Source organism: Streptococcus sp. 27098_8_186 (genome assembly GCF_041432055.1).
Taxonomy (GTDB): Bacteria; Bacillota; Bacilli; order Lactobacillales; family Streptococcaceae; genus Streptococcus; species Streptococcus dentalis.
Window position 1 is genome coordinate 467,253 of the sequence record NZ_JAPVYV010000001.1, and the last position, 24,597, is coordinate 491,849.

Below are 24,597 nucleotides of genomic sequence, written 5' to 3' on the forward strand. Positions count from 1 at the left end.
TAGAAAAATAATTTCTAAGGGTGTTTCTGTTTATTTGCGATCGTCCAATTTTGATTCTTCATTTCGCTTCAGACTAAAATGGTCTGGCAAGGGGTCTGGTCCTGCTTTGGTTCCCGGATGGCAACGTAGAATCCTTGCAATCCCCATCAAGACACCTTTCACACCAAATCGTTCAATCGCTTGGATCATATAATTGGAACAGGTCGGTTGAAAACGACAAGAAGGCGGAAATAGGGGAGAGATCCATTTTTGATAGCCTCTGACCAGCGCAATCAGGATTGTTTTCATGCTTTTTTAGATTTAGTTACTGCTAGATTGTGCAGCTGGCTGATTTCTTTTTTGTTCAAACGACGGTATTCACCCGGACGTAGTCCTGAGACGTCCAAATTCCCAAACTGGGTCCGGGAGAGTTTGTCCACTAAAAGTCCCACAGCTTCAAACATCTTTTTAACCTGGTGGTTACGCCCTTCATGAATGGTCAACTGAACCACTGAACGATTCTTTTCGACATCCACTTTTAAAATCTCGTAAGTCGCTGGCTTGGTTTTCTTTCCATCAATGGTCACCCCTCGCGTCAAGGGACGTAAGTTTTCCTTATTGGCAATCCCTTTGACACGCGCCACATAGACCTTATCAATTTCATTTCGCGGGTGGATCATCTCATCTGTAAAATCACCATCATTGGTCAAAATCAAGACACCAGATGTATCCCAGTCCAAACGTCCCACTGGGTAGATGCGCTCTGGTACTTGAGATAAAAGGTCAACGACTGTTGTCCGACCTTTATCATCCGATACACTAGAAATGACGCCACGTGGCTTATTTAAAAGATAGTAGACCTTTTCTTCATTATAGATTGGAGTCCCTTCTACTTCTACCTGATCACCGGTTTTAATGATGGTCGCTAATTCACGCACAACTTGGCCATTGACTGTCACCAAGCCTTGCTTGATCAGTTCTTCGGCCTTGCGACGACTAGCTACGCCTGCATGGGCAATATATTTGTTAATTCTCATCTAGTTCCTCTGTTCTCTCTGAAAATAATTGACCTTCTTCTGGATCAATGTCCACTTCCTCAACCTTTGGCAATTCCTCCAAATGATTGATCCCCATATAATCCAAAAAATACTCCGTCGTGACATACAAATTAGGACGCCCGAGGACTTCTTTTTTCCCATCTTCACGGATCAGATCAAATGACAGTAGTTTGGTAATGGCCCCACTGGAATTGACACCCCGAATATCATCGACCTCCACACGGGTGATCGGTTGCTTATAAGCAATAATTGACAAGGTTTCAAGGGCAGCCCGAGACAAACTTTGGTTCATAGGCGTTCTAGAATAGTCTCGTAAAACCGAAGCGTAGTCTGCCTTTGTCACCAATTTATAACGGGAAGCTGTCTCCATCAAACACAGACTGGTATCTGTATCCTCCTGGTATTTTTGGGCCAATTTTTCTAAACTTTGCACCACACCTGTAGAGGGTAAAGAGAGAAGATCTGCGATTTGTCTGGCAGTAATTCCTTCTTCACCCGCTACAAATAGGAGTGCTTCTATTTCAGCTAATTTGCTCATGTTCAATCCTATTTAAGTAAATTTCTCCAAAAGCCATATCCTGTATCACTGTTACCTCTTGAATCTTGATTAATTCAAGGGTTGCAAGAAATAGGGTAATGACCTCTTGGAGATCCGCTGCTTCTAGAAACAAGTCCTGCAAGAGAACTTGTGAACGATCGTGGAATCGGTGACGCAGCTGGTCCATCAGATCCTCAATCTTGTATTCATCCTTGACAATGGTTGTATGGTTCTGGCGGAATTCTTCTTTTTTCTTGGTCAATAGTTTTGAGAAAGCCAAGAAAAGATCCACCGTGGTGCGATCATGAAGTAATTCGGTATCGTCATAGACCAATTCCATCTTCGGTTTCGAATAATAGAGGGCGCGCTCCTCGTGCTGCGAGGCCATCAACTCTCCCAATTGCTTGTAAGTACGGTACTCTTCCAATTGAGAAAGGAGGTCCTGCTCTAGATCCTCTGCTTCATCCATCTCCTCTGCGACCTTAGGAAGAAGTCTTCGACTCTTGATCAGGGTAAGTTGACTAGCCATCAGCATGTATTCCCCTGCCACCTCTAGTTTCATTGCCTGGAGAGTCGCCAGATAAGCCAGATACTGTTCAATCACCTCAATCAAGGGGACCTCATAGATATCCATCTGGTATTTAGAGACCAAGTGGAGCAAGAGATCCAGAGGCCCTTCAAAATCTTTAAATTTAATATCCATTATTTATATTTTTCTAATGTCACCATAGTTTTTAGGCCCAATTCACGCGCAATACTAAAGAGATCCACACCGAGTTCACGTTGTTTCAAAATATACTGCTCACGAATCGATTGCGCCGAAAGGTCTTGGTTGCCTTTTTCAATCAAGAAGGCTTCTAATTGCCGGAATCCCCACTGACGGGAGTATGATTTTCCCTTATTATCAAAGAGATAGACACCATCGAGGAAGAGCTGCAACTCATCCAGTAAAGGCTCTGGAACTTTTAAAACTCGTTTTTGGCCATCTTTGCCCACTCGAATCACATGAAAGTCCAGCTGAATATCTTCGACCTTGACTTGGAGGATCTCACTTGGCAATAAGCCCATCTCCAGAATCAATAAGGCCATCAAGCGTCCCTGAGGATTGGTTGATTCTTCCCAAAAATGGGTCAGATCCAACAATTCACGATCATGGGTTTTGGCCGGTTGAATTTTAGGCAAGACCAAACGATGATATTCAGAAATAAAGCGTTCTTGATACAAATAATATAAAAATTGGTTAACGGCGGATAATTTTCGTTTTTGAACCGCCGGTTTAAAATCTTTAATCGAAGCTTGGTAAATTCTCAAATTCGTCGGTGTTACTTTTCCATGAATTGATTCAATAAATTGGTCCAAATCATAGAAATAGGCTGACTGAGAATTTTCACTTAGTTCTTTTTGATCAATAAAACTTGCAATAAATTCTTTCATTTTGGAATCATCTCGTATTCATTTGAAAAATTATGCATTAGCGAATTGATGGCTTTGAGGATCGATTTCCGCGTAATAATCCCTTGGAAATAACCTTCTTCATCCACCACTGATAAGAAGGAGTCATCCACCAACTTGTGAAGGACTTCTGTCAAATTGAAGTCTAAGCCGATGACCCCGACCTCCTTCTTTGCAACGTCTACGATATCCATCGAAGCAAAAGTCTCCTCAGGAATCTCGTGTTTCAATTGATAAGATAGAATATCCGTTAGGGAGATCGTCCCCACAAACTTGCGTTCATCCGTCACTACCGGGATGCGACTATAGCTAATCTGGCTCAACAGCAAGACCGCATGATCTACATTGTGGGTATCAATCAAGACCGCTAAATTTTTGGCAGGAGTTAAGAACGTCTCTTCCTGCGCCAGCAAGAAACGTTCAAATTCCTTTGCTATCATCTGCTAAACTCCTTTGTCAATTCAGGATACAATTCATGCTCTCGCGTATAATACTCTACCCTAAAGTTCGAATCCATAATCTCTATCTTGGCATACAAACACTCCCGAATCAGACCACGAGGTTGGCTAACGGATCCAGGATTCACAAAGAGGGTTCTTCCTTCCTTCCAAGCATCTGGGATATGAAGGTGACCGTATAAACAGATATCTGCTTCCTCCTCTTGGGCCCACAAATCCAATTTTTGAAAACTAAAATTGATCTGGAAGAGATGCCCATGGGTCTGGATGATCCGTGTCGGCCCTAGTTGGGTCACCAAGCGTTCCGGATAGCCATCATAAAAATCCATATTTCCTTGGACAACGTGGATCCCTTCCCAGACAGGATCATCACTTTTCAGTTCAGAATCCCCATTGTGAAAGATCCCATCGACCTGGCCTAGGTATTTTTCTTTAATAGCTTCAACAATGGAGCGGTCTCCATGCGAATCACTCATAACGATGATTGTTTGCTTTGCCATGATGGAAATACCTCCAATAACTTTTTAACAGCTAAAGCACGATGTGATTGTGTATTTTTTTCTTCTAGCGTTAATTCAGCAGCAGCACGGCCCGTTTCCCCAACTAAGAAGAGAGGGTCATAGCCAAAGCCGTGTTCCCCTTTGGGCTCAAAATTAATATACCCTGGCCAATCTGCTTCCACCACTAGACTTTCCTTGGCTGGTCTTGCAACCACCAAGGTCGTATGGAACTGGGCCGAACGATCTTTCAAGTCAAAAACCATGGCCAATTCGTGCAACAATTTTGCATTGTTTTCCGCATCTGTCGCACCAACTCCCGCAAAGCGAGCTGACCAAACTCCTGGTAAGCCTCCCAAGATATCTACCTTCAAACCTGAATCATCTGCTAAGACTGTTTTCCCAGTTAGCTCTGCAATCGTTTCAGCTTTTAGGCGGGCATTCTCTTCAAAGGTTATCCCTGTTTCTTCGACTTCTGGAAGCTCTGGGTATTGATTGAGATTTTCCACTTCAAAGCCCAGTTTTTCAAACATATTACGGAATTCTTTGGTTTTTCCCTCATTTCGAGTCGCAATAAGAATCGTATCTTTGACCTTGTCTTGACCCAAGAAGGCTTCCAAATCCACCCCATCACTTGGCAAATGCAAATAGAGCAATTTCCCTTTTTCAACCAAGAGCAAGGCTCCTTGACGCTGTACGATTTCAAAAGCTCTTCCCTTGACTTCATTCAAGATTTCGGTCAAAAAGGTCAGAAAACGAAAGGCTGAACCATAGCGCATCACCGATAGATTGAGAGGGAAGCCTTCAGGATCCTTGGCAAAGAGAAGTTCCAGCTGATCTAAAAGTGTGGAAGCTTCCGCAGGCACTTGACTAAATTGGTTGTAGTCTGCATCTTCTCCCCATTGGGCAATATACCAATCTTGGGGATCTTTGTATTCAAATAGTTTGTCACTCATAAATTTACATGCTCCACATTCACTGAACGTTCTAGCCATTTTTCGGCAATCGCTGCAAAGCTATTGGCATTTGCAGTTGTATAAAAGCGGTGGGTCTGCTCTAAGATTTCGCGACTCTTATTAAGCTCAAAATAGTTTAATAAGACGGAAATATCCCGAACACACTCTGCCCCACTATCAATCAATTTAACATCCGATCCCATAACATTTTGAATGATCGGTTTTAAAAGGGGATAGTGGGTGCATCCCAAGACTAAGGTATCAACCTTTCCAACTAGTGGTTTTAGGGTTTCGTAAACCACCTTTTTGGTCACACTGGATGCCAACTCGTTTGATTCCACTAGAGGAACAAACTTGGGACAAGCTAAACTACTGACTTCCATGTCTGGTGCCAGACTTTGAATCTTCTCTTTATAAATTCCAGAAGAAACCGTCATCGGTGTCCCAATGACCCCAATTTTTTGATGGGTCGTCGATTTAATGGCTGCAGAAGCTCCGGGCAAGATCACTCCCAAAACGGGAATATCAAGTTTCTCCTTGACTTCTTCCCAAACCACTGCCGTCGCTGTATTACAGGCTAAGACAATCATCTTGACATTTTTGGTCAGAAGGAAGTCCACCATCTGCCAAGTATACTCGCGAATTTGGTCTGCTGGTCTAGGACCATAAGGTGCACGCGCTGAATCTCCAATATAGACGACATCTTCGTGAGGAAGCTGACGGAGCAATTCGCGGACAACAGTCAGGCCCCCTACTCCAGAATCTAAAAAACCAATCGGTCGGTTATCCATATCTCTTCCTTCCAAAAGGAGGGACTAAGAAATTCCTCCAAGCCCCTCTCATTTATTATCGTGAGATTGCCCCACTCTTATTTTTTCTTGTTTTTCGCCATTGTAGATTTTTGTTGGTTCACAATTTGGCGATAGACTTGTTGAACTTTTGCTTCGCTTGGACGTTGGCCACTCGCACCTAAAAGCGTACGGACTGCTTCAACATTCAAACGTGGGTTTGATGCAAATTCTTTTTCAAATTGACGACGAAGCAAGAACATCCCTGCAATCATTCCACCAAAGAAAGCTAAAATAATCAACAAAATTCCTAAAAAGAGATTCATACAATTTTCTCCGATCCATTATTTTTACATAACTATCATTATATCAGACAATCGCTTATTTTTCAATGTCAAAGCCGTAGAGTGTCGCAAGATAATCTTCTGGTTTTTCTGCTCGACGAATCAAACGGGCCTGCCCATCTTCTTGAAGCAAAACTTCTGCAGAACGCAACTTGGCATTGTACTGATACCCCATTGAAAATCCATGGGCTCCGGTGTCATGGATCACGAGCAAATCTCCAATCTCCGTCACGGGTAGTTCTCGTTGTTTCGCAAATTTATCGTTATTTTCACAGAGACTTCCCACGACATCGACCACTTCAGTCGGTCCATCTGGACGATCCATATTGGTAATATAGTGATAAGCACCGTACATAGCCGGTCTAAGAAGATTCACAGCTGAAGCATCGACACCCACATAGGTCCGGTAGGTTTTCTTTTTATGAGTGACTCTGGTTACTAAGAGGCCATGTGAAGCCAGCATAAAGCGACCAAGCTCGGTATAGATTTTCACATGGCCAAGTCCCGCCGGTTTGAGAATCGCATCAAAAACGCGATGCACGCCTTCCCCAATAATGGCAATATCATTTGGTTCTTGCTCCGGCTTGTAATTGACCCCAACCCCACCAGAGAGATTGATGAAGCCCAAGTGGACACCTGTTTTCTCAACGACTTCTACTGCTAATTCAAAAAGTTGACGCGCTAGCTCTGGATAGTAGTCGTTGGATACAGTATTAGAAGCTAATAAAGCGTGAATGCCAAACTCTTCCACACCTAGTTCTTTCAACTCGATAAAGGCTTGGATCAATTGCTCTTTGGTCATTCCAAACTTAGCTTCTTCAGGATTGTCCATAATATCGGTTCCCAGTTCAAAAACTCCACCAGGATTATAGCGGCAAGAAATAACCTTGGGGATGCTAGTCACAGACTTCAAGAAAGCAATATCTTCATAGGCATCCAGATTGATAGTTGCCCCTAATTCTCTAGCATAGACAAATTCATCAGCTGGCGTGTTGTTAGAAGAAAACATAATCTCTTTCCCGCTAAAGCCCAGCTTATCCGCCATTAATAATTCCACGTAGCTGGCAGTGTCGACACCACAGCCCTCTTCTTGCAAAATTTTTAGGATCGAAGGATTGGGAGTCGCCTTGATGGCAAAGTATTCCTTAAATCCTTCATTCCAAGCAAAAGCTTGATGGAGGGCACGAGCCGTTTCACGAATTCCTGCTTCATCATAGAGATGGAAAGGGGTAGGGAATTCTTGGGTCAGACTTTCTAATTGTTCACGGGTTACAAAAGGTGTTTTCATAAGCGCTCATTTCTATTCTTTAGTCACTATTAGTATAGCACAAGTCGAAAGACAAAAAAAGCCGAGGCAAATGCCCCAGCTCAATTGCTCTTTGATTAGTCGTTTCTTCCGAAGATACGAAGAAGGCTGATAAAGAGGTTGATAAAGTCAAGATAAAGTTCCAAAGCCATCGCTACTGCCCAACCTGTAGCAGGTTGACCATTTGTTTGATCATAGACATAGCGAATCTTTTGGTTATCCCAAGCTGTCAATCCTGCAAAGAGGAAGACAGAGATAATACTCAAGATATAGTCCATTCCAGAACTTCTCAAAAACATGTTCACAACAGAAGCGATGATCACACCGATCAAGACTCCCATCAAGGCACGTCCCATACCAGAAAGGTCTTTTTTCACGACGCGTCCGATAGCTCCCATGACAATAAACATCAAGGCACTGACCAAGAAAGCCTTATAGACAGTCGCTTGCATGTAGCGAGCAATGATAAAGCTCAACGTAAACCCATTCAAAGCTGAGTAGATCAAGAAGATTGGAAGAGCAGACGGGCTATTTTTAACAGCCTTCCCACTTGCAACAAAGACCAAGATCAATTCTACAACCACTGCTGCGTAGTAAACCATTGGTGCTGTTGTCAAGATTTGAACGAAGAAATCTTGAAAGACTGTCATCATAAGACCAGAGACAAGGGCTGAAATCCCAACACCGATCCCAACTAATGAGTAGATTTTGTTATAAAAAGCATTCAATCCACTTTGTTCTTGGATTACTGAATCATTATACATATAAACAAGTTCCTTTCAAATTTGTTTACTACGATTTTAACATTTTTCGATGAAAAAATCTCCTTTTGGCCATCTTTTTACGCCATGGTTCTGAAGCTTCCTTAACAGCCCAGTATTTATCCACCATGGTCACCACAAAAGATTCTTTGTAGCGAGGCGGAGCAATGGTAGCCCCCCACATGTGTTTAATAATGATGTCTTCTTCCTTGGCATTGAGATCTGTGATCTTTCGCGCATTTCTCACGGCAATGCGGGGATGTATCCAGGCGTGACTCTTGGTAAACTTGGTCTCGCGCCAATCATAGTAAAAGAGGTCGTGCAAGAGGCCACCCCGAGCCGTACTTTTGGCATCCCAACCAAATTTTTTAGCAAGTTTATAACTGGTATAGCTAACATGAATGGAATGCTCCAAACGATTGGAATGAATATGGTGGGGAATGTCGGCTAATTTTTGAACCTTAGGATGCTGGATCAGATGGCCTACATAGGTCATGTATTCTTTGTCACGATGATATTGCATAAGATAACCACCTTTCGTTGATAAGCTCTCCCAACAAGATCTCCATCAACTTCTTCTTACAGGTTAAGTATACTTCTTTTTCTCAAAATTTCCTTAAAGAAAACATCAAAATTCCTGCTGCCACTGCAACATTCAAACTCTCTGCTCGACCTGGCATGGGAATATGAACCAGCTGGTCTGCTTGTGCCGCTATTTCCTGGCTGATGCCATTTCCTTCATTGCCCATAACCAGAATAAACTGATCGGTCTGAGGAAGCTGACGGTAGTCAATGGAAGCTTCTGAAAGCGTCGTTGCGAGAACTGCTAGATGAGATTGCGCAGCTCGCTCCATAAGTTCTTCTCGATCCAGTTTCCAGATAGGAATATGGAAATGACTGCCCTGCATGGATCGAAGGGTCTTGAGACTGTATAGATCTGCGGAGGCTTTCGATAGCATGACGCCATCAAAGCCAGCTGCATCTGCTGTTCGAATCATCGTCCCTACATTACCAGGATCCTGTACATCCTCCAAATAGAGGAAGCGCCCTTGTAGCTGATCCGGAAGTTCTGGCTGCTCTAGAGCGATCTCTGCGACAATCCCTTGAGGAGTCTTAGAATCTGCCAAGTGACTTAAGATCTCCGGAGTCACGACGGTGACTTTTTGGATATCCTCTACCTGGTCTAAATAGGCTTCTAAAACAAAGACCTGCCGAATCTTCGCTTGATTTTCTACTGCCTCTTCAAACAGATGCCAGCCTTCAATGAGATAAGAATCTGTCCGGTATTTTTTTTGATGTAATTTTTTAGCATTTTTGATTACATTATTGGATTTAGACGTTATAATATTCATAGAACTATTATAGCACAAAGAAAAAGAAGAAATCATGCCTCAGATAGATTTCTTCGAGTCAAGGAGGTCGCACATGCAAAAGGTAAAAATGATTGCCCAAGGACGGGTTCAAGGGGTTGGCTTTCGCTGGGGAGTCTACAGTCTTGCTTTAGAGATCGGTGGGATCACTGGCCGTGTCTGGAATAATGACGACGGAACTGTTGGCATTCTGGCCCAGGCAGAATCTAGCAGCCAAATGGCCAAATTCATCCAAGAAATTCGCAAAGGTCCTACGCCTTTTGCACATGTGACTTATTTGGATGTTACGCTCGCAAACTTTGAAAACTATACAGACTTCAAAATTGCAAATTAAGACTAGAGAACTATTGTGTATTTTCAAAAAAAACAGTAGAATAGAAAGGTATCATTAAAAAAAAGAAGGAACTATTTGTGAAAAAAAATAAACTTGCATTACTTGCATCGATGGGACTAGCTTCGCTTGTCTTCTTATCAGGATGCGTGAGTGTCGATCGGAAAACTGGAAATCCGACTGGATTGATCTGGGATCTTCTTGGCCGTCCAATGGGCGAAGCCATCAAATTCTTTGCCAACAACCTTGGCTTGGGCTTTGGGATCGGGATTATTATCGTCACCTTGATCGTGCGGTTAATCATCTTGCCACTTGGTTTGTACCAATCATGGAAGGCCACCTACCAATCTGAAAAGATGAATTACTTAAAACCCATCCTTGGGCCAATCCAAGAGCGCATGAAGAACGCTAGCTCGCAAGAAGAAAAGCTATTGGCGCAACAGGAATTAATGGCTGCTCAACGTGAAAATGGAGTCAGCATGTTTGGTGGAGTTGGGTGTTTGCCACTCTTGATCCAAATGCCATTCTTCTCAGCTCTCTTCTTTGCAGCTCAACACACCAAAGGGGTAGCAGACAGTAACTTCCTTGGCATTGCTCTTGGCAAACCAAGCTTGCTCTTGACGGCTATCGTTGCGGTTCTTTACTATATCCAAAGTATGCTCTCTCTTCATGGAATTGAAGATGAAACCCAGAAGGAAAGCATGCGCAAAGCATCACTGATGAGTCCGATTATGATCGGTGTCTTCTCATTGATCTCTTCAGCCGGAGTGACTCTTTACTGGGTAGTCGGCGGGGTGATCCAAATTATCCAACAATTTGTCATCAACTACTTGATTCGTCCAAATCTTCGCAAACGGGTCGCTGAGGAATACAAAAACAATCCTCCAAAAGCAACCAGTCACCGCGTGAAAAAAGATGTCACACCAACTGCAACGACACAAATCCAACACAAACCAAAAAACAACCGCAATGCAGGAAAACAACGCAATAGAAAGTAGTACAAACTATTAAATTCTAGCGAAAATAGAGCAGCACTTGAACCCAAGGTTCAAGTGCTTTTTTTGATATCGTTCAGTCAGTCAACGTAGAATTTTCACCCTCACAAGGAGATTAAGAGCACAAAAAAATAGGCCCTCTTGGAGAGCCTGCATTTTATAGTTACGCTGTTTTTTCTACGTTCAAAATTTTCACTTGGTAGCTTCCAGCTGGTGTCTCAACAGTGACTACGTCACCTGTCTTCTTACCAATCAAAGCGTGACCGATTGGGCTTTCGTTAGAGATCTTTCCTGCGAAGGCATCTGCCCCTGCTGAACCGACGATACTGTATACTTCTTCATCTGTTTCGCCAACTTCTTGAACTGTAACGGTTTTTCCAATCGCTACTTCGTCTACTGCAACAGCGTCACTATCGACGATTTCCGCATAACGGATTTTTGTTTCCAAGCTAGAGATTTGACCCTCAACAAAAGCTTGTTCATCTTTTGCTGCTTCGTACTCAGAGTTTTCTGAGAGGTCACCATATGAACGAGCGATCTTGATCCGTTCTACCACTTCAGGTCGACGGACCAATTTCAATTCTTCTAATTCTTGTTCCAATTTTTCTTTTTCTGCTAGGGTCATTGGGTATGTTTTTTCTGCCATTATTCTTCTCTTTCTATTATTTGAATGAAAAAGCTGTGGACGCGCCACATGCTTTTTCTAGTTTGAACTTGCTTGTGTCAATTTACTATTGACGTGTTCTTCAACATTTTTATTGTGTTCTTCATATGTCTTAGCGAAGAAAACTTCACCATTTTCGACATTTGCGACAAAATACAAGTAATCGGTCTTACTTGGGTTCACCGCCGCTTCGATCGCTGATACTCCAGGGTTATCCACTGGGCCAGGCATCAAGCCGGTATTCTTATAAATATTATAAGGTGAATCCAGCTCTGTATTGATCGTTGCATCTTCTTTTAAGGTCGTCTTTTGACCAAGTTTCCCTTGCGCATAAAGAATTGCAATATTACTTTGCAAAGGCATGTCTTGGTTCAAGCGGTTATAGAAGACACTTGCGATATCTTTGCGGTCCTGATCCGTCGCCCCTTCTTTTTCAACCAAGGAAGCAAGAGTCAATACTTCGTTTACATTGATGTTCTTGCTCTCAAGTGTTTCATAATAGCGTCTTAAGTTTTGATCCATTGCCGCGATCATCTGATCGATCATCTCTTTCACTGTGGTATCTTTCCCATAGTTATAAGTTGCTGGGAAAAGATAACCTTCTAAACGGTAGCGAACACCTGAATCCTTACTTGGCAGATTCGCCAAGAGCTTAGGATATTTGGCCACCATCTTCTCAATAAAGGCATCGTCTTGGACAGCCTTCAAGAAATCTTCTTTCTTAAACGGAGTCTTTCCTGCCTTCTTAGTGGAGACATCGGTGGTGATAGCCGTTGCAATCTGATCGATCGTATAACCTTCTGGAATCGTCACCTTTCCAAGAACTGGGGCCTGAGGTGTTTTGGTTCCCTCTTCTTGCAGTTTTTGGATGATGGTTTCTAGATCCATGCTCTTTTGCAAATTGAAGTAACCGGATTTGAAATTGCTATAGTTCTTGAACTTGGTATAGTAGTTAAAGAACTGGCCATTTTTCACGAGTCCTTTTTTCTCAAGGATCGCGCCAATCTCACGATTACTTGAACCTGCTGGAATCTCAACCGTTACGAATTCCGTTGCATTTTTATCCATCGGTTTGACAGCTGAATGGATATAGGTCACAGCAAAGATCCCTGTAGCCACGATCACAATCAGCAAAAGGCTGACCACTGTCCGCACAATTCGTTTAGCGATTTTATTTTGTTTCTTTTGTTTTTGTTGGCGTTGGTTACGAGAAGAGCGCGATAAGCTTTCCTCTACCGATTCCTGACTTGGTTCTTTTTTAGCAGGCTTTGTAAGCTCACTCTGTTCTTCCACAGCAGGAGTCGCCTTTACTGGCTCCACTGGTTCTTCTTTGGGAGCCAACGCAGATTCTTCTACTTTTGGAGGCGGTGTTCCTTCTTCCTCCTCTTTCAGTGAAGAAGGGGTTTCAATGCTTCGATTAGGTAGATCATACTCTTTTTCGATCTTTAGAAGTTGCTCATTGGCCTCTTCTAAGTCTCTGAGGATCTGCTCTTTGAAACTTAATAACTTCTCACTGTCTTGTGATTTATCAGTCAAATAATTGACCTCCCTCATCATAATCCTTAATATTATATCTTAAAAGATTTAGAAAAGCAATACAAATCGCCCTTCTTCTTCAAAATACCTATTTAATTAAGGTTTCTATTTTCCCAGACCAGATTGTACCAAACTTCACCCGCATATTGGGATTCTGAGAGACCTTCATTGGTAAATCCTTGCTTTTCGTAATAAGGAATCAAATAATCATGACAGGTCAAATTGATCCCTTGACAGCCATCCTTAATCGCAATCTCTTTCATCGCTTCAAGCAAAAGGGTTCCCACTCCAAGTCCTTGGGCTTCTTTAGCAATAGAAAGACTCGTAATGGAAATAAAGCCCTTTTCTAAATGACTTAGATCTTCAACCTCTAAAAAGGAGGAATCGATCAAATAGCGCTCCGGTCTAACAGGTCCTTCTATATATCCTAAAATCTGACCTTCGCACTCTGCTACAAGAAATGTCGTTTGAATCTTTTCGATGTGATCTTTTAAAATCTGACGCGGAATCGCTTCTTCTTCTGAGAAATTTTCAAGCTCAATGCGCTCGATGGCATCCAAATCCTGCAGCTTTGCTTGTCTAATGTGAATCTTTTCTTTCATCATTAATTCCTTCTATCGTTCCCAAACCATATGGACACCTCGATCAGACTCAGCTTCATCCCGAAATCCTTGCTGGGCAAAGTAAGATAGTAAGTCTTCTGGGCAATCGATCCAAATGGCTTTCTTTCCCTTTTGAACAGCTAGATCCTTTAAAGCAGCGACCAAAATAGAACCATATCCTTGACCTTGAAAGGCTGGCCTCACTGCTAATCGCAATACGATTAGGTCTCCTTTTAAATGCTGGTCTTCTGTCGCCAACAAGTAGGCCACCATATCTCCCGCCTGTTCTGCAAGCAGAGTAATGGCTTCCTTCGAACCTAGCGCTTCCTCAAGAGTGGCCTTGTGCTCCTTCCCTTCATCGTCATGATGTTCTTCTTCTAGCAACAACAGCTGTTCTTGATCAGCTGGGGTGATTGGTCGAATCATCATCCTGCTTTCCTCATCTCATACTCCTTCAGTGGACAGATAAATTTAAGTCTGGAACCAATCGATTCCAGACTCAATCATCTCTTATTGTACACTATGTGTCAAACTAGATAATAAACGCTCAAATGAGTATTCATAGGTTTGAATATCTCCTGCTCCCATAAAGACATAGACTGCATTATCATGGTCAAGAAGAGGAGAAACATTCTCAGCTGTAATAATCGCTGAACGTTTGACAATTTTTGCTTCCAAATCTTCAACCTTCACATCGCCGTGGTCGACTTCCCGTGCAGAACCATAGATCTGTGCCAAGTAAACAGCATCTGCTTGATTCAACGCTTCAGCAAATTCATCTAACAAGGCAATCGTCCGTGTAAAAGTATGTGGTTGGAAAATGGCCACAATCTCTTTACTTGGGTATTTTTGACGGGCTGCATCCAAGGTTGCAATAATTTCCGTTGGATGATGCGCAAAGTCATCGATGATGACTGTTCCATTAACTACTTTTTCAGTGAAGCGACGTTTCACTCCAGCAAAGGTCTTTAAATGCTCACGGACTAAATCTAAGTCAAATCCTGCAATGTAAAGCAAGCCAATGACAGCTGTGGCATTCATGATGTTGTGACGACCAAATGTTGGGATATGGAATTGCCCCAAATCTTCTCCACGGAAATGAACGTCGAAGGTTGAACCTGCCGTTGAACGAAGCAAGTTGCTAGCCACAAAATCGTTCGTCTCCTTATCAAAACCATAGTAATAAATTGGTGCTGACGAGGTAATCCGACGCAATTCTTTGTCTTCTCCATAGATGAAGAGGCCTTTGCTGATTTGTTTGGCATAATCGTTAAAGGCATTAAAGACATCTTCTAAGCTCGTGAAATAGTCTGGATGGTCGAAGTCAATATTGGTGATGATACTGTATTCAGGATGGTAAGGCATAAAGTGGCGTTCATACTCATCTGATTCAAATACAAAGTATTTGGCTGCTGCAGATCCACGACCTGTCCCGTCACCAATCAAATAACTGGTATCAGTGATATTTGATAAGACATGGGAAAGCATCCCTGTTGTTGAGGTTTTTCCGTGTGCTCCGGCAACTCCCATGCTGACGAAGTCACGCATAAATTCACCAAGGAATTCATGGTAGCGTTTATAGGTTAAACCATGCTCATCTGCATAAGCAATTTCTACATTGTTATCTGGACGGAAAGCATTCCCGGCAATGAGGATCTTGTCGCCTTCCAAATTTTTCACATCAAATGGATAAATTTGAATCCCTGCTTGTTCCAAGCCACGTTGCGTAAAATAATATTTCTCAACATCTGACCCTTGAACCGTATGTCCCATTTGGTGAAGCATGAGAGCTAAAGCGCTCATCCCTGCTCCTTTAATTCCAATAAAATGGTATGTGTTAGACATGTTTTCTCCTTATTCTTGATCTAGATGGGTTAAATCCAATTCTTGTTTGATCGGCTGTAGTTTCAGCTTGTGCTGATCTTTATTGTATATTTGGCTAGTCTTTAAGAAATCATAATTGTTTTTCTTTTCAGTCGGTTCCGCCACTTCTGGTTCTCCTACAGATTCAAACTCTGCAAGGATCAACTGATCTTGTCGCAATCGTTTGCTATATTTCAATAATTCACCTGGCTTTTCCTTTTGGAAGGGAGCCGTTGTCTGGCCAGGTTTTCGTTCTGAAATAAACGGTTTTTTCCGCTTACTTGTAGTAGCTGCTGGATCCGTTGTCAGATAGGGGGCTGTGCGTTTCTTTTTCAGATCTTCACGCGCTCGCTCTCTGGCTTCCTCTGCATAACGATTGGCAGGACTTTTTTTATCAATCGGCTCTTTAAAATCAGGTTTTCTTACTGGCCGTCTTTTCGGTAGGGGCTCTTCTAGTGGTTGATGGTAAGGATGCTTGGGTTTGGTATTTTCAGCAATCGGTTGCCATTCCAAATAATTTTTATCCACATAGTCGCCTGTAATGTTACTAATCAAATCTGTTTCATCGTACAGGTTCATGTGGGGCATCTCTGTTAACATCAACTCATTATCCCCTACTTGAGGAAAATATTTTTCTGTCATGGTTTCTTCCTTTCGACACTCCATTAATTATAAACTATTCACAGAATTTTTCAAGCTATTCTGACTGAATTCCAAGAATCTCACGAATTTCCTCAACAGATAAACTGGATCGTGTTTCCGTTCCATCTAAAATCGTTGAGACCAAGTGTCTTTTGGAAGCTTGCAGTTCTTGGATTTTCTCTTCAATCGTACCACGAGTAATCATACGGTAAACTTCAACATTTTGTTCCTGTCCCATTCGATGGGCACGTCCAATAGCCTGGTCTTCCACTGCAGGATTCCACCACAAATCGACTAAGATGACGGTATCGGCACCAGTGAGGTTCAATCCGACCCCTCCAGCCTTTAGAGAAATGAGAAAAGCATGGCGCTCACCTGCATTAAAGGCATTGGTCATTTCTTGACGATCTTTGGCCGGAGTGGACCCCGTGATTTTAAAGGAAGTCATGCCGAGCTGATCAATTTCCTTCTCCAAAATATCCAACATGCCTCTGAATTGAGAGAAGATCAAAACCCGGTGTTCACCATCCTTTATTTGACCCAAAAGATCTCGAAGGCTCTCCAATTTCCCACTATCTCCCTGATAGTCTTCCATAAAGAGGGCGGGGGTATCACAGATTTGGCGAAGGCGCATGAGACCAGAGAGAATTTCCACCTTGCTCCGATTTAGTTCTTCCTCACTAGAGGTTCGAACTCGATCTTGAATTTGTTTTAATTGAGCTAAATAGATCGTTTTTTGACTGTCATCCAACTCATTGTGGTAGGTTGTTTCAATCAAGTCCGGTAATTCTTGGAGCACTTCATCTTTTTTCCGTCTCATGACGAAGGGTTTGACAAATCGCGCAATGGTCTCAGGAGTCAATTTTTGAAATTCTTTTTTAGCTGGGAAGAGCCCTGGAAGAACAATTTGGAAAATGGACCAGAGTTCACCCACATGGTTTTCAATCGGTGTCCCTGATAGGGCAAACACATGCGGAACCTCAAAGCCACGTAAGTGTTGGGCAATCTTGGTTTGGGCATTTTTCATGACCTGGGCTTCATCTAGAATCAAGTACTCATACTGATTCTTCTGGTATTCCTCCACATCTTGACGGAAAGAAGCGTAACTAGTGATAACTACCTGTGGATTGGTTGCGATGAGTTCATCTCGGTGCTGCTTGAGACCGTAGACGACTGCCACTTCCATCTGAGGAGCGAATTTTGAAAATTCTTGTTTCCAGTTGTAAATGAGACTAGACGGAGCTAGAATCAAGATTTTAGTTTCTTTTTTTGCAACACTGGTCAAAAAGGAAATGGTCTGCAGGGTTTTCCCAAGCCCCATATCATCCGCTAAAATACCACCAAAACCATAATGATTTAGCATGGAGAACCATTTGACCCCTGTTTCTTGGTAATCCCTTAGGGTCGCTTGGATTGTCATCTGAGGGAGGTGGTAATCTTCTGGATGAGTCAAATCATGAGCCAAATTTCGAAATTCTTCTGAAAAATGAACATTGTCTTGATCTGCCAACAAATCAGATAACTGATAAGCAGCTATCCGGCGGGCTTGTAGTTTCCCACCCTTGCTCATTTTCGCCCGCAGATCTGCTAAGGCTCGACTGATTTTCTTGGTTTCTTCATCAAAAACAAGGACCTTCCCTGTATGGCTAACAAAATAATCTTTTTGCCCCACCAAAGCTTTGAGGACCTGGTCCACTTCAGCTGGATCCACACTTTCAAAGTCAAAACCAATCTCCAGTAGACTGCCATTGGTTTTAACATCAATTTTTGGACGCTCCACTTGATAAAGATCTAAAAGGTTATCAGAGAGGGTAACCTCTCCTAAGGCTTCAAAAGTCGGGATCTGTTGGTGAAAGAATGGATAGAGCTGCTCACTTGATAAAGGACTTCTTTGGGAAGAAAAGTCGTCTGTAAAACCTGCTGCTAGCATGGTTGAAAAGACTTCTTGCTCCTTATCGAAATCACTGGAATAAGGAAGATTGAGAAGTTCCTCACGCGTGGTCACTGCACGGTCCTGGTATTGAAAGACCACGTCCAGTAAAACGGTCTGGTCCTGTGCAAGATCAAAATAAAATTCCGGAGTAAAATCGTGGATTAAAAAGCTGGTCGGTGCTGTTATTTGTCCCAGTTTTTTGAACTCTTTTAAACTATAGGAAAGCTTTGTTTGGTCCGTTGGATCAAAATGCAGGCGTTTTTTGCGATCCTGATCCATTGGAAGATCTTGGATCGCCTTCCATAGGGTCCGCTGTTGGGGCGTCAGGTGATAGAAGACACCATTTCTAAATAGATAATTAGCCGACTCGATAACCTTCACTTGTGGCTCAGTAATGATCATTTCGTAAAAATCCCCATGGTCCTCCACCTGAAAATGAAAGAGATCTTCCTCCCCATGGACATCCTGAAAATACACTTCTGAAAAGTCATACAAGCTATATTGCAGCAGAAAAGAGTCCAAATTCATCAGTAATTCCACAGCTTCTTCAAAAAGACTCGGTGGAAAATAGAGATGGCGCCCAGCATTGGGAAAGAAATCTTGCTCTTTTGATCCACCATCTGTGACCAAGCCCTGTAGGAAATTAATCACATCCTGGCTAGCCCTATCAAATTCTAAGTAAGAAATAGGTTCATAATAACTTTTGCCAATTGCAAAATAGCCTTCTTTTTGAAGGGTCTGCAAAAAAGCTAGCACATCTCTGATCACATAAGAGCGCTCGTCTGGCAAGCGACGAATGCGAAGAGTCCATAAAAATTGACCAGAATAGTCGTCTTCATGTCCAACAGCTGATAAGATATAGCGGGTTTCTTTTTTCTCGATTTTTGGAAGCACCTGATCTAAAAATAAACTTCCAAAAGAGACCTTCTCCTGAGTTTCTTCAGTTGCAGTGGCGTCTTCTTCAAGACTTGCAAGAGCAGCTTTCCCACTGTCATCATTCTTCAGATAAGCTTCTATAGCTGCCAGATGGGTACAGAATTTTTTCTTTTGAAAGAAAGCACAACTACAAAAAACGGCATCATCATCCAAACTGTAACGCAAGCTTTCTTCTTCCACCCGAAAATACAGGTATTTTTCTTTTACTTCCTGAAGGGAAACTTTCCCATCTTCATAGAGAAGGCTCCCTTGTGAACGAACCTTCCCAGGAATTAATTTTGCCATGTTTACCACCTTAAATTAATCCCTTTATTATAACATATTTAAGGAAAAATTAGAAAAGATAGTCATCATCTTGAAAGGTTTTTAGCCCATTTTTAAATAGAAAAACTGAGACAGCATTGTCCCAGTTTTTTATATGATTTCGTAACTTAGTCATCACAAACAGCTATCCACGCATCTTCTCTTTTGACTGTTTGAGCGAACAATAGATAGAATAGCGAAATAAGGAGAACAGCAAGATCCAGATTGTCCATAGAAAAAACACGACCTTATTTTTTAATAAAATCCCCAGCAATAGGATCAAGAGCTCCAAGCTTACGATCGAACCGATAAACAAGAGATACAGATAGATCTTAAATAATAAGTACACAAACCTAAAGCTCTCATGATGTTCATGAGTTTACTCTACTCATCCTAAAAAAAGCATAAGGAATAAATAATATCCGGACTATGATACTACCCATCTGACTATCCTCAACTTCATTTTACCAGCTTATTAAAAAAAGCAACGCTTATGCGCTACTTTTAGTTGTTTTCATAGTTGGAAGAATGAGCGTTTTATCATTTGAAATATCCTTCTCCACTTTGATCCATTTGTCTCGTAATCCCTACTTCCGTTTCCGCGCAATCAAATGGATCGGGGTTCCTTCAAAAACAAAGGCCTTGCGAATTTGGTTTTCTAAGAAACGAAGGTAAGAGAAGTGCATCAGTTCTTCTTCATTAACAAAGACCACAAAAGTTGGCGGCTTGGTTGCCACTTGTGTCGCATAGAAGATCTTAAGACGTTTTCCTTTGTCGGTCGGCGTTGGATTAATGGCAATGGCATCCATAATCACATCGTTCAAGACAGCTGAAGGAATCCGTGTATTTTGACTCTCACTGATCTGTTTGATCATGTCTGGCAACTTGTGCAAGCGTTGTTTAGTTAAGGCAGAGACAAAGACAATCGGCGCATAAGAAAGGTATTGGAATTGATCGCGAATGTCATCTTCCCACTGCTTCATGGTATGGTTGTCTTTTTCAATGGTATCCCATTTGTTGACAACAATGATCATACCTTTACCAGCTTCATGAGCAAAGCCAGCGATCCGCTTGTCATATTCCCGAATCCCTTCTTCGGCATTAATAACCATCAAAACCACATCTGAACGGTCGATGGCACGCATGGCACGCATGACAGAATATTTCTCAGTGTTTTCATAGATTTTTCCAGATTTACGCATACCAGCTGTATCGATCATGGTAAATTCTTGACCATCTGCATCGGTAAAATGGGTATCGATGGCATCCCGTGTAGTTCCAGCAACAGGGCTTGCGATAACTCGGTCTTCTCCAAGGATCGCATTGATCAAGCTTGATTTTCCAACATTTGGACGACCAATCAAGCTAAATTTAATGATATCTGGATTTTCTTCTTCTGTTTCATTCGGAAGATTTTCGATGATGGCATCAAGCACATCCCCAGTTCCGATCCCGTGGACAGAGGATACCGGTAGTGGCTCACCCAGTCCCAAGGCATAAAAATCATAGATATCATTGCGCATCTCTGGATTATCCACCTTGTTGACTGCAAGAATGACCGGTTTATGGGTCTTATACAAGATACGAGTGACATATTCATCCGCGTCCGTGATCCCTTCTTTACCAGAAACGACAAAGACGATCACATCTGCTTCGTCCATGGCAATTTCTGCCTGATGCTTGATTTGCTCCATAAATGGGGCATCTACGTCATCAATTCCCCCTGTATCAATGATACTAAATTTTCGATTCAACCACTCAGCTGTTGCATAAATGCGGTCACGAGTGACTCCTTCTACATCCTCAACGATAGAAATCCGCTCACCGGCAATCCGGTTAAAGAGTGTAGATTTTCCGACATTGGGACGGCCTACAATCGCAATAGTTGGTAGGGCCATGATTTCCTCTTTTCTAATGAAAGGCATGACTTCGGTTCAAGAACGCCTCTCTTCATTTCATAATAGTTTGTGTTTTTCTAGTAGTTTTTTGGTCTCTTCTTGTTCAGGTTGACCAAATTGAGCTGCAAGGCGCTCGCTCCAGCTATCTGTTGCACGCGCTCCAGCATAATCTGCCTGAACCTTATCATAGGCAGTCACAACTGATAGGTCTTGTTCTTGGTATTCTTCTTCAAAAGCAACCTGCTCCAATGGTAAACGTGGTTTCACTGCATGTTGCTGGTTGGGTACTCCGAGAGCAATCCCAAAAACAGGGTAGGTATAATCTGGCAGACGGAAGAGTTCTGCGACTTCCTCTGAACAGTAGCGCAACATGCCGATAATCACTCCACCATAGCCGAGACTTTCAGCTGCCAATAGCGTATTTTGAGCCGCTAGAGCCGCATCCACTGAGGTGATCAGTAAGTTGTCCACCCCTTCAGGATGGAAATCCTGCTCATGAAGTTTGACAGCTTTTTCAGCGCGGTTTAAATCTCCAACAAAGAGGAGAAAGACATCTGATTGGCGAATCGCTTCTTGAGGAAGCAAATCGTAGAGAGCTTCTTTCTTTTCTTTGCTTTTGACCACAATCACAGAATAAGACTGAAAGTTTTTCCAACTTGATGCCATCTGCCCAGCTGATAAAATTTCCTTGAGGTCAGCTTCTTTGATGGTTTCTTCCTTAAAACGGCGAACAGAAAAATGAGATTTCATTAAACGGATGGTTTCATTCATCGGCGATTGACTCCTTCCAAATGGATTTCCTTGGCTAAAAATTTCACGCGCTCCATGACACGTTTGGCCTGCCAGGTTTCATCTCCATTACGCGAAGCCGCAAAATGACGTTCCAACTCTTCAAAATTAAAGTTAGAAGTAAAGAAGGTTGGGAGATTTTCCTGCATCCGGTGCTGCAAAATCACCTGTAAGATTTCATCTCGCACCCAGGCTGACATCTGTTCCGCACCGATATCATCGAGAATTAAAATTTCGGCTTTTTTCACCTGATCGACGGTTTCTTTGACCAAGCCCGAACTGATGGCATTTTTGACATCGATAGCAAAACTTGGGAAATGAAGTAAGGTAGTAGAGGCCTGACGTTTTTCGGATAAATCATGAGCCAAGGCTGCCATCATGTAGCTCTTTCCTACTCCAAAATCACCATAGAGGTAGATCCCCTTTTGATATTCTGGATAGTTGGCCACAAAATTAGCTAATTCTTCAAAGGCCTCAAATCGTCCCTTATCATCGAGCTCTACCTTAGCTAGACTCGCTTCTTTCAAGGTTGAAGGGAGATTGATCAAGTTGAGACGTTGGTTGATCGCAGCTCGTTTTTGGGCTTCGACTAACTCTGGCGTTTCCTCATAAGCGACATCCGCATAGCCTTCATTCATGGTGAGGATGGGCTTATAACCTTTGGCAATATAATCCGGATCTCCCAATAAGAAACGGTTGCGTTCACTAATGTATTGATTAAATTTTGAAATACTACGTCGAATTTCTTGTTCAGACAAAGACTGGTCCTTGATAAAGGCTGCAACTTCTTGGTCTGCCAAGATCTGTGCGACCAAATCCTCATAGTTAAATTGACGCGCACGGTTCATGTGAGACATGGTTTGACCTACACTTTCCATCTACTCACCTCCTTGATTCAGTTTTTCTAACAGGCGTTGTTTCTCTTTAGCAAGATCCACCTTTTCTGCTTGACTGGTTTGATTTTGATAGTTTGGTTGACTCCACTTGGGAACATTGCTATGCTTGCCCTTGGCTGATGCAGGACTCGTCCCTTTGTTTCCTTGAGCCTTAGCTTGTTCCTGGCGTTCTCGAACTTTTAAAATCGCTAGTTCTGCACTGTTGACCCCTTGATAAGAAAAATCATTTCCTACCTTCAAAGCATACTTTTCATTGAGATTAGCAGACTGGGTCTTATTAAAGGTCAACAATAAGATGATATTGATCACCTCATCTAGTAAGCCTAGATCAGCTAACTTGGATAAAGTCTTGCGTTCGCTCTGCGTAATGGTCGCATTGCGCGCCTTCTTAATCTCCGATAGAAATTGTAGGCTGGATTTTGCCTTAGCTTCTCTCAGAATGGTTTCTTCCTGACGGCTATAGGACATGCGGGGTTGCTCTTGGTTGGCCTGAGCTAATTTTTGTTTCATTCTCTTTGGAGAGACAATCCTGTCTACAGCTGTTTCTTTGGCTAAAAGATAAGTTTCATACCAGGTCCATTGCTGCTCTTCTGCGATGGCAAAGAGGGCTAGAGTCGCTTCTCCTTCATCCGCAAAACGAAGTCCATCACGCCCCATCATTCGCTTAAACATCTCCATATCAAACTGCTGTTTCTTACTTGGAAGAACGGTCGCCTCCCCAGCATCTAGTCCAAAGACTTGCGAGAAGGAAACTTGCCGTCTAGTCCCTAAAGAGCGTGCTGGGAGCAGATCCTCCACGGCTTTTTCCCCGATTTTCTTTTCAAGTAAGCGTTTAAAAACAGCATTCGAAAAAAATTGTTCTGAGGCAAGAGGAGCATGTAACTGGATCGTGATCCCAACTTCTTCCTCATAGAGATCAATCAACCCCATGGCAATTAAGCGATCAAAGGCGAATAACAACTGTGGAAATCCTATATTCAAGTGATTGAGGATTTGAGCAAGTAAATATTGTTTTTCACCCTGATCATAAGAGGCCAGCAGATAACGATAAACTGCTACTGTTTCCGTCTCCAAAATAGGCAGGTAATACTGCTCCAATGCAGCCCCTGCCGGTGGAAGAAGATTATTTTTTAAAAATGCGAAAGGCGTATTGGGCTTCATCTATTTTTCCTTTTTCTTCTTGGTTCCCTTCGTAATTTGTTTCAAGAGGGTCTCTAACTCACCGACATCCTTGAAACTCCGGTAAACACTAGCAAAACGAACATAGGTGATCTCATCCAGATCTGCTAACTCATCCATAACCAACGAACCAATATACTCACTGTAGATTTCATTGTCACTTTGGCTGCGGACCTTTTGTTCAATTCGGTTTACAATTTCTTCGATTTCATCACTAGAAACCGGCCGTTTTTGAGCCGATCGGATAATACCATTAAAGATTTTATCACGAGAAAATTGCTCGCGTGTTCCATCCTTTTTGACAACCACTAGAGTCCGTTCTTCTACACGTTCGTAGGTAGTAAAGCGATAATGGCATTCTTCGCATTCCCTGCGACGACGGATGGTATTCCCATCTTCAGCTTGTCGACTATCCACCACACTAGACTTACTTCCACCACATTTTGGACAACGCATTTGCTACCTCCTTAAACTGTTTTAACACTTCATTTTACCATAAATTGAACCGTAAAGAAAGCAGAAG

The 24,597-nt window shown here is 42.5% G+C and carries 28 protein-coding genes; 2 read left to right on the forward strand and 26 right to left on the reverse strand.

The genetic code is table 11. The annotated features are described in order from the left end of the window. Positions 1–30: 30 nt before the first annotated feature. From yidD to O3602_RS02335, 14 genes are all read right to left on the reverse strand, one after another. Positions 31–288, reverse strand: coding sequence for a membrane protein insertion efficiency factor YidD (gene yidD / locus O3602_RS02270; protein WP_003013303.1), 258 nt, complete (start codon positions 286–288; stop codon positions 31–33). After that, complete coding sequence (locus tag O3602_RS02275) at positions 285–1,016, reverse strand: pseudouridine synthase (RefSeq protein ID WP_003005375.1); 732 nt, start codon at positions 1,014–1,016, stop codon at positions 285–287. The genes yidD and O3602_RS02275 overlap by 4 nt, the downstream gene beginning before the upstream one ends. Then, positions 1,006–1,575: an SMC-Scp complex subunit ScpB gene (scpB, locus tag O3602_RS02280; RefSeq protein WP_371476107.1), complete on the reverse strand. Its 570-nt coding sequence runs from the start codon at positions 1,573–1,575 to the stop codon at positions 1,006–1,008. Before scpB ends, O3602_RS02275 begins: the two co-directional genes overlap by 11 nt. Then, positions 1,559–2,278 (reverse strand): segregation/condensation protein A, encoded by a 720-nt coding sequence (locus O3602_RS02285; protein WP_369087776.1) that lies wholly within the window; start codon positions 2,276–2,278, stop codon positions 1,559–1,561. Before O3602_RS02285 ends, scpB begins: the two co-directional genes overlap by 17 nt. Beyond that, a complete protein-coding gene (gene xerD, locus O3602_RS02290) occupies positions 2,278–3,009 on the reverse strand; it encodes a site-specific tyrosine recombinase XerD (protein WP_003005319.1) in 732 nt (243 codons plus the stop codon). Before xerD ends, O3602_RS02285 begins: the two co-directional genes overlap by 1 nt. Then, the gene (cbpB, locus tag O3602_RS02295; protein WP_003008353.1) at positions 3,006–3,467 is read right to left on the reverse strand and encodes a cyclic-di-AMP-binding protein CbpB; all 462 of its coding nucleotides are present in this window, start codon (positions 3,465–3,467) and stop codon (positions 3,006–3,008) included. The genes xerD and cbpB overlap by 4 nt, the downstream gene beginning before the upstream one ends. Further along, positions 3,464–3,985, reverse strand: coding sequence for a metallophosphoesterase (locus tag O3602_RS02300; protein ID WP_371611067.1), 522 nt, complete (start codon positions 3,983–3,985; stop codon positions 3,464–3,466). The genes cbpB and O3602_RS02300 overlap by 4 nt, the downstream gene beginning before the upstream one ends. Beyond that, positions 3,958–4,938: a nucleoside-triphosphate diphosphatase gene (locus tag O3602_RS02305; protein ID WP_151378680.1), complete on the reverse strand. Its 981-nt coding sequence runs from the start codon at positions 4,936–4,938 to the stop codon at positions 3,958–3,960. Before O3602_RS02305 ends, O3602_RS02300 begins: the two co-directional genes overlap by 28 nt. Further along, positions 4,935–5,729: a glutamate racemase gene (gene racE, locus O3602_RS02310; RefSeq protein ID WP_151378681.1), complete on the reverse strand. Its 795-nt coding sequence runs from the start codon at positions 5,727–5,729 to the stop codon at positions 4,935–4,937. Before racE ends, O3602_RS02305 begins: the two co-directional genes overlap by 4 nt. A 77-nt stretch (positions 5,730–5,806) precedes the next feature. After that, positions 5,807–6,052, reverse strand: coding sequence for a YneF family protein (locus O3602_RS02315; RefSeq protein WP_151378682.1), 246 nt, complete (start codon positions 6,050–6,052; stop codon positions 5,807–5,809). 55 nt (positions 6,053–6,107) lie between these two features. Next, entirely contained in the window at positions 6,108–7,358 is a 1,251-nt protein-coding gene (locus O3602_RS02320; protein ID WP_151378683.1) for a diaminopimelate decarboxylase, read from the reverse strand. Positions 7,359–7,453: 95 nt separating this feature from the next. Beyond that, positions 7,454–8,140, reverse strand: a complete 687-nt coding sequence (locus tag O3602_RS02325; RefSeq protein WP_003008369.1) for a Bax inhibitor-1/YccA family protein — start codon at positions 8,138–8,140, stop codon at positions 7,454–7,456. A gap of 28 nt (positions 8,141–8,168) precedes the next feature. After that, positions 8,169–8,660, reverse strand: coding sequence for an HD domain-containing protein (locus O3602_RS02330; protein ID WP_270299263.1), 492 nt, complete (start codon positions 8,658–8,660; stop codon positions 8,169–8,171). 82 nt (positions 8,661–8,742) lie between these two features. Then, positions 8,743–9,489, reverse strand: a complete 747-nt coding sequence (locus tag O3602_RS02335) for an RNA methyltransferase (protein ID WP_151378685.1) — start codon at positions 9,487–9,489, stop codon at positions 8,743–8,745. A 73-nt stretch (positions 9,490–9,562) separates the two neighbouring features. Here O3602_RS02335 and O3602_RS02340 point away from each other — a divergent pair, with 73 nt between their 5' ends. Both O3602_RS02340 and yidC read left to right on the forward strand, forming a co-directional pair. Then, positions 9,563–9,841, forward strand: coding sequence for an acylphosphatase (locus O3602_RS02340; protein ID WP_023918900.1), 279 nt, complete (start codon positions 9,563–9,565; stop codon positions 9,839–9,841). A 77-nt stretch (positions 9,842–9,918) separates the two neighbouring features. Next, a complete protein-coding gene (yidC, locus tag O3602_RS02345; RefSeq protein WP_151378686.1) occupies positions 9,919–10,836 on the forward strand; it encodes a membrane protein insertase YidC in 918 nt (305 codons plus the stop codon). A gap of 160 nt (positions 10,837–10,996) precedes the next feature. Here yidC and greA read toward each other — a convergent pair whose 3' ends face one another. The 12 genes from greA to nrdR form a co-directional block, all read right to left on the reverse strand. Then, positions 10,997–11,479, reverse strand: a complete 483-nt coding sequence (greA, locus tag O3602_RS02350; protein ID WP_003005389.1) for a transcription elongation factor GreA — start codon at positions 11,477–11,479, stop codon at positions 10,997–10,999. Between the two features lie 57 nt (positions 11,480–11,536). Next, positions 11,537–13,054 (reverse strand): endolytic transglycosylase MltG, encoded by a 1,518-nt coding sequence (gene mltG / locus O3602_RS02355; protein ID WP_371611068.1) that lies wholly within the window; start codon positions 13,052–13,054, stop codon positions 11,537–11,539. 71 nt (positions 13,055–13,125) lie between these two features. Continuing rightward, complete coding sequence (locus O3602_RS02360; RefSeq protein WP_151378687.1) at positions 13,126–13,635, reverse strand: GNAT family N-acetyltransferase; 510 nt, start codon at positions 13,633–13,635, stop codon at positions 13,126–13,128. A gap of 12 nt (positions 13,636–13,647) precedes the next feature. Then, the gene (locus O3602_RS02365) at positions 13,648–14,064 is read right to left on the reverse strand and encodes a GNAT family N-acetyltransferase (RefSeq protein ID WP_270299254.1); all 417 of its coding nucleotides are present in this window, start codon (positions 14,062–14,064) and stop codon (positions 13,648–13,650) included. Between the two features lie 81 nt (positions 14,065–14,145). Further along, positions 14,146–15,480 carry a UDP-N-acetylmuramate--L-alanine ligase gene (gene murC / locus O3602_RS02370; protein ID WP_151378688.1) on the reverse strand — a complete coding sequence of 445 codons (1,335 nt, stop codon included), beginning with the start codon at positions 15,478–15,480 and terminating at the stop codon, positions 14,146–14,148. A gap of 9 nt (positions 15,481–15,489) precedes the next feature. Continuing rightward, positions 15,490–16,140, reverse strand: a complete 651-nt coding sequence (locus O3602_RS02375) for a cystathionine gamma-synthase (RefSeq protein ID WP_320911235.1) — start codon at positions 16,138–16,140, stop codon at positions 15,490–15,492. A gap of 55 nt (positions 16,141–16,195) precedes the next feature. Beyond that, entirely contained in the window at positions 16,196–19,294 is a 3,099-nt protein-coding gene (locus O3602_RS02380; protein WP_003013111.1) for a DEAD/DEAH box helicase, read from the reverse strand. 605 nt (positions 19,295–19,899) lie between these two features. Further along, positions 19,900–21,210, reverse strand: coding sequence for a ribosome biogenesis GTPase Der (gene der, locus O3602_RS02385; RefSeq protein ID WP_003013034.1), 1,311 nt, complete (start codon positions 21,208–21,210; stop codon positions 19,900–19,902). Positions 21,211–21,267: 57 nt separating this feature from the next. Further along, positions 21,268–21,981 (reverse strand): nitroreductase family protein, encoded by a 714-nt coding sequence (locus tag O3602_RS02390; RefSeq protein WP_003013196.1) that lies wholly within the window; start codon positions 21,979–21,981, stop codon positions 21,268–21,270. Next, positions 21,978–22,877, reverse strand: coding sequence for a primosomal protein DnaI (gene dnaI / locus O3602_RS02395; protein ID WP_201088014.1), 900 nt, complete (start codon positions 22,875–22,877; stop codon positions 21,978–21,980). The genes O3602_RS02390 and dnaI overlap by 4 nt, the downstream gene beginning before the upstream one ends. Further along, positions 22,878–24,056: a DNA helicase gene (locus O3602_RS02400; protein ID WP_371611069.1), complete on the reverse strand. Its 1,179-nt coding sequence runs from the start codon at positions 24,054–24,056 to the stop codon at positions 22,878–22,880. It lies immediately after the preceding gene. Further along, positions 24,057–24,530, reverse strand: coding sequence for a transcriptional regulator NrdR (nrdR, locus tag O3602_RS02405; protein WP_151378694.1), 474 nt, complete (start codon positions 24,528–24,530; stop codon positions 24,057–24,059). Positions 24,531–24,597: the final 67 nt, after the last annotated feature.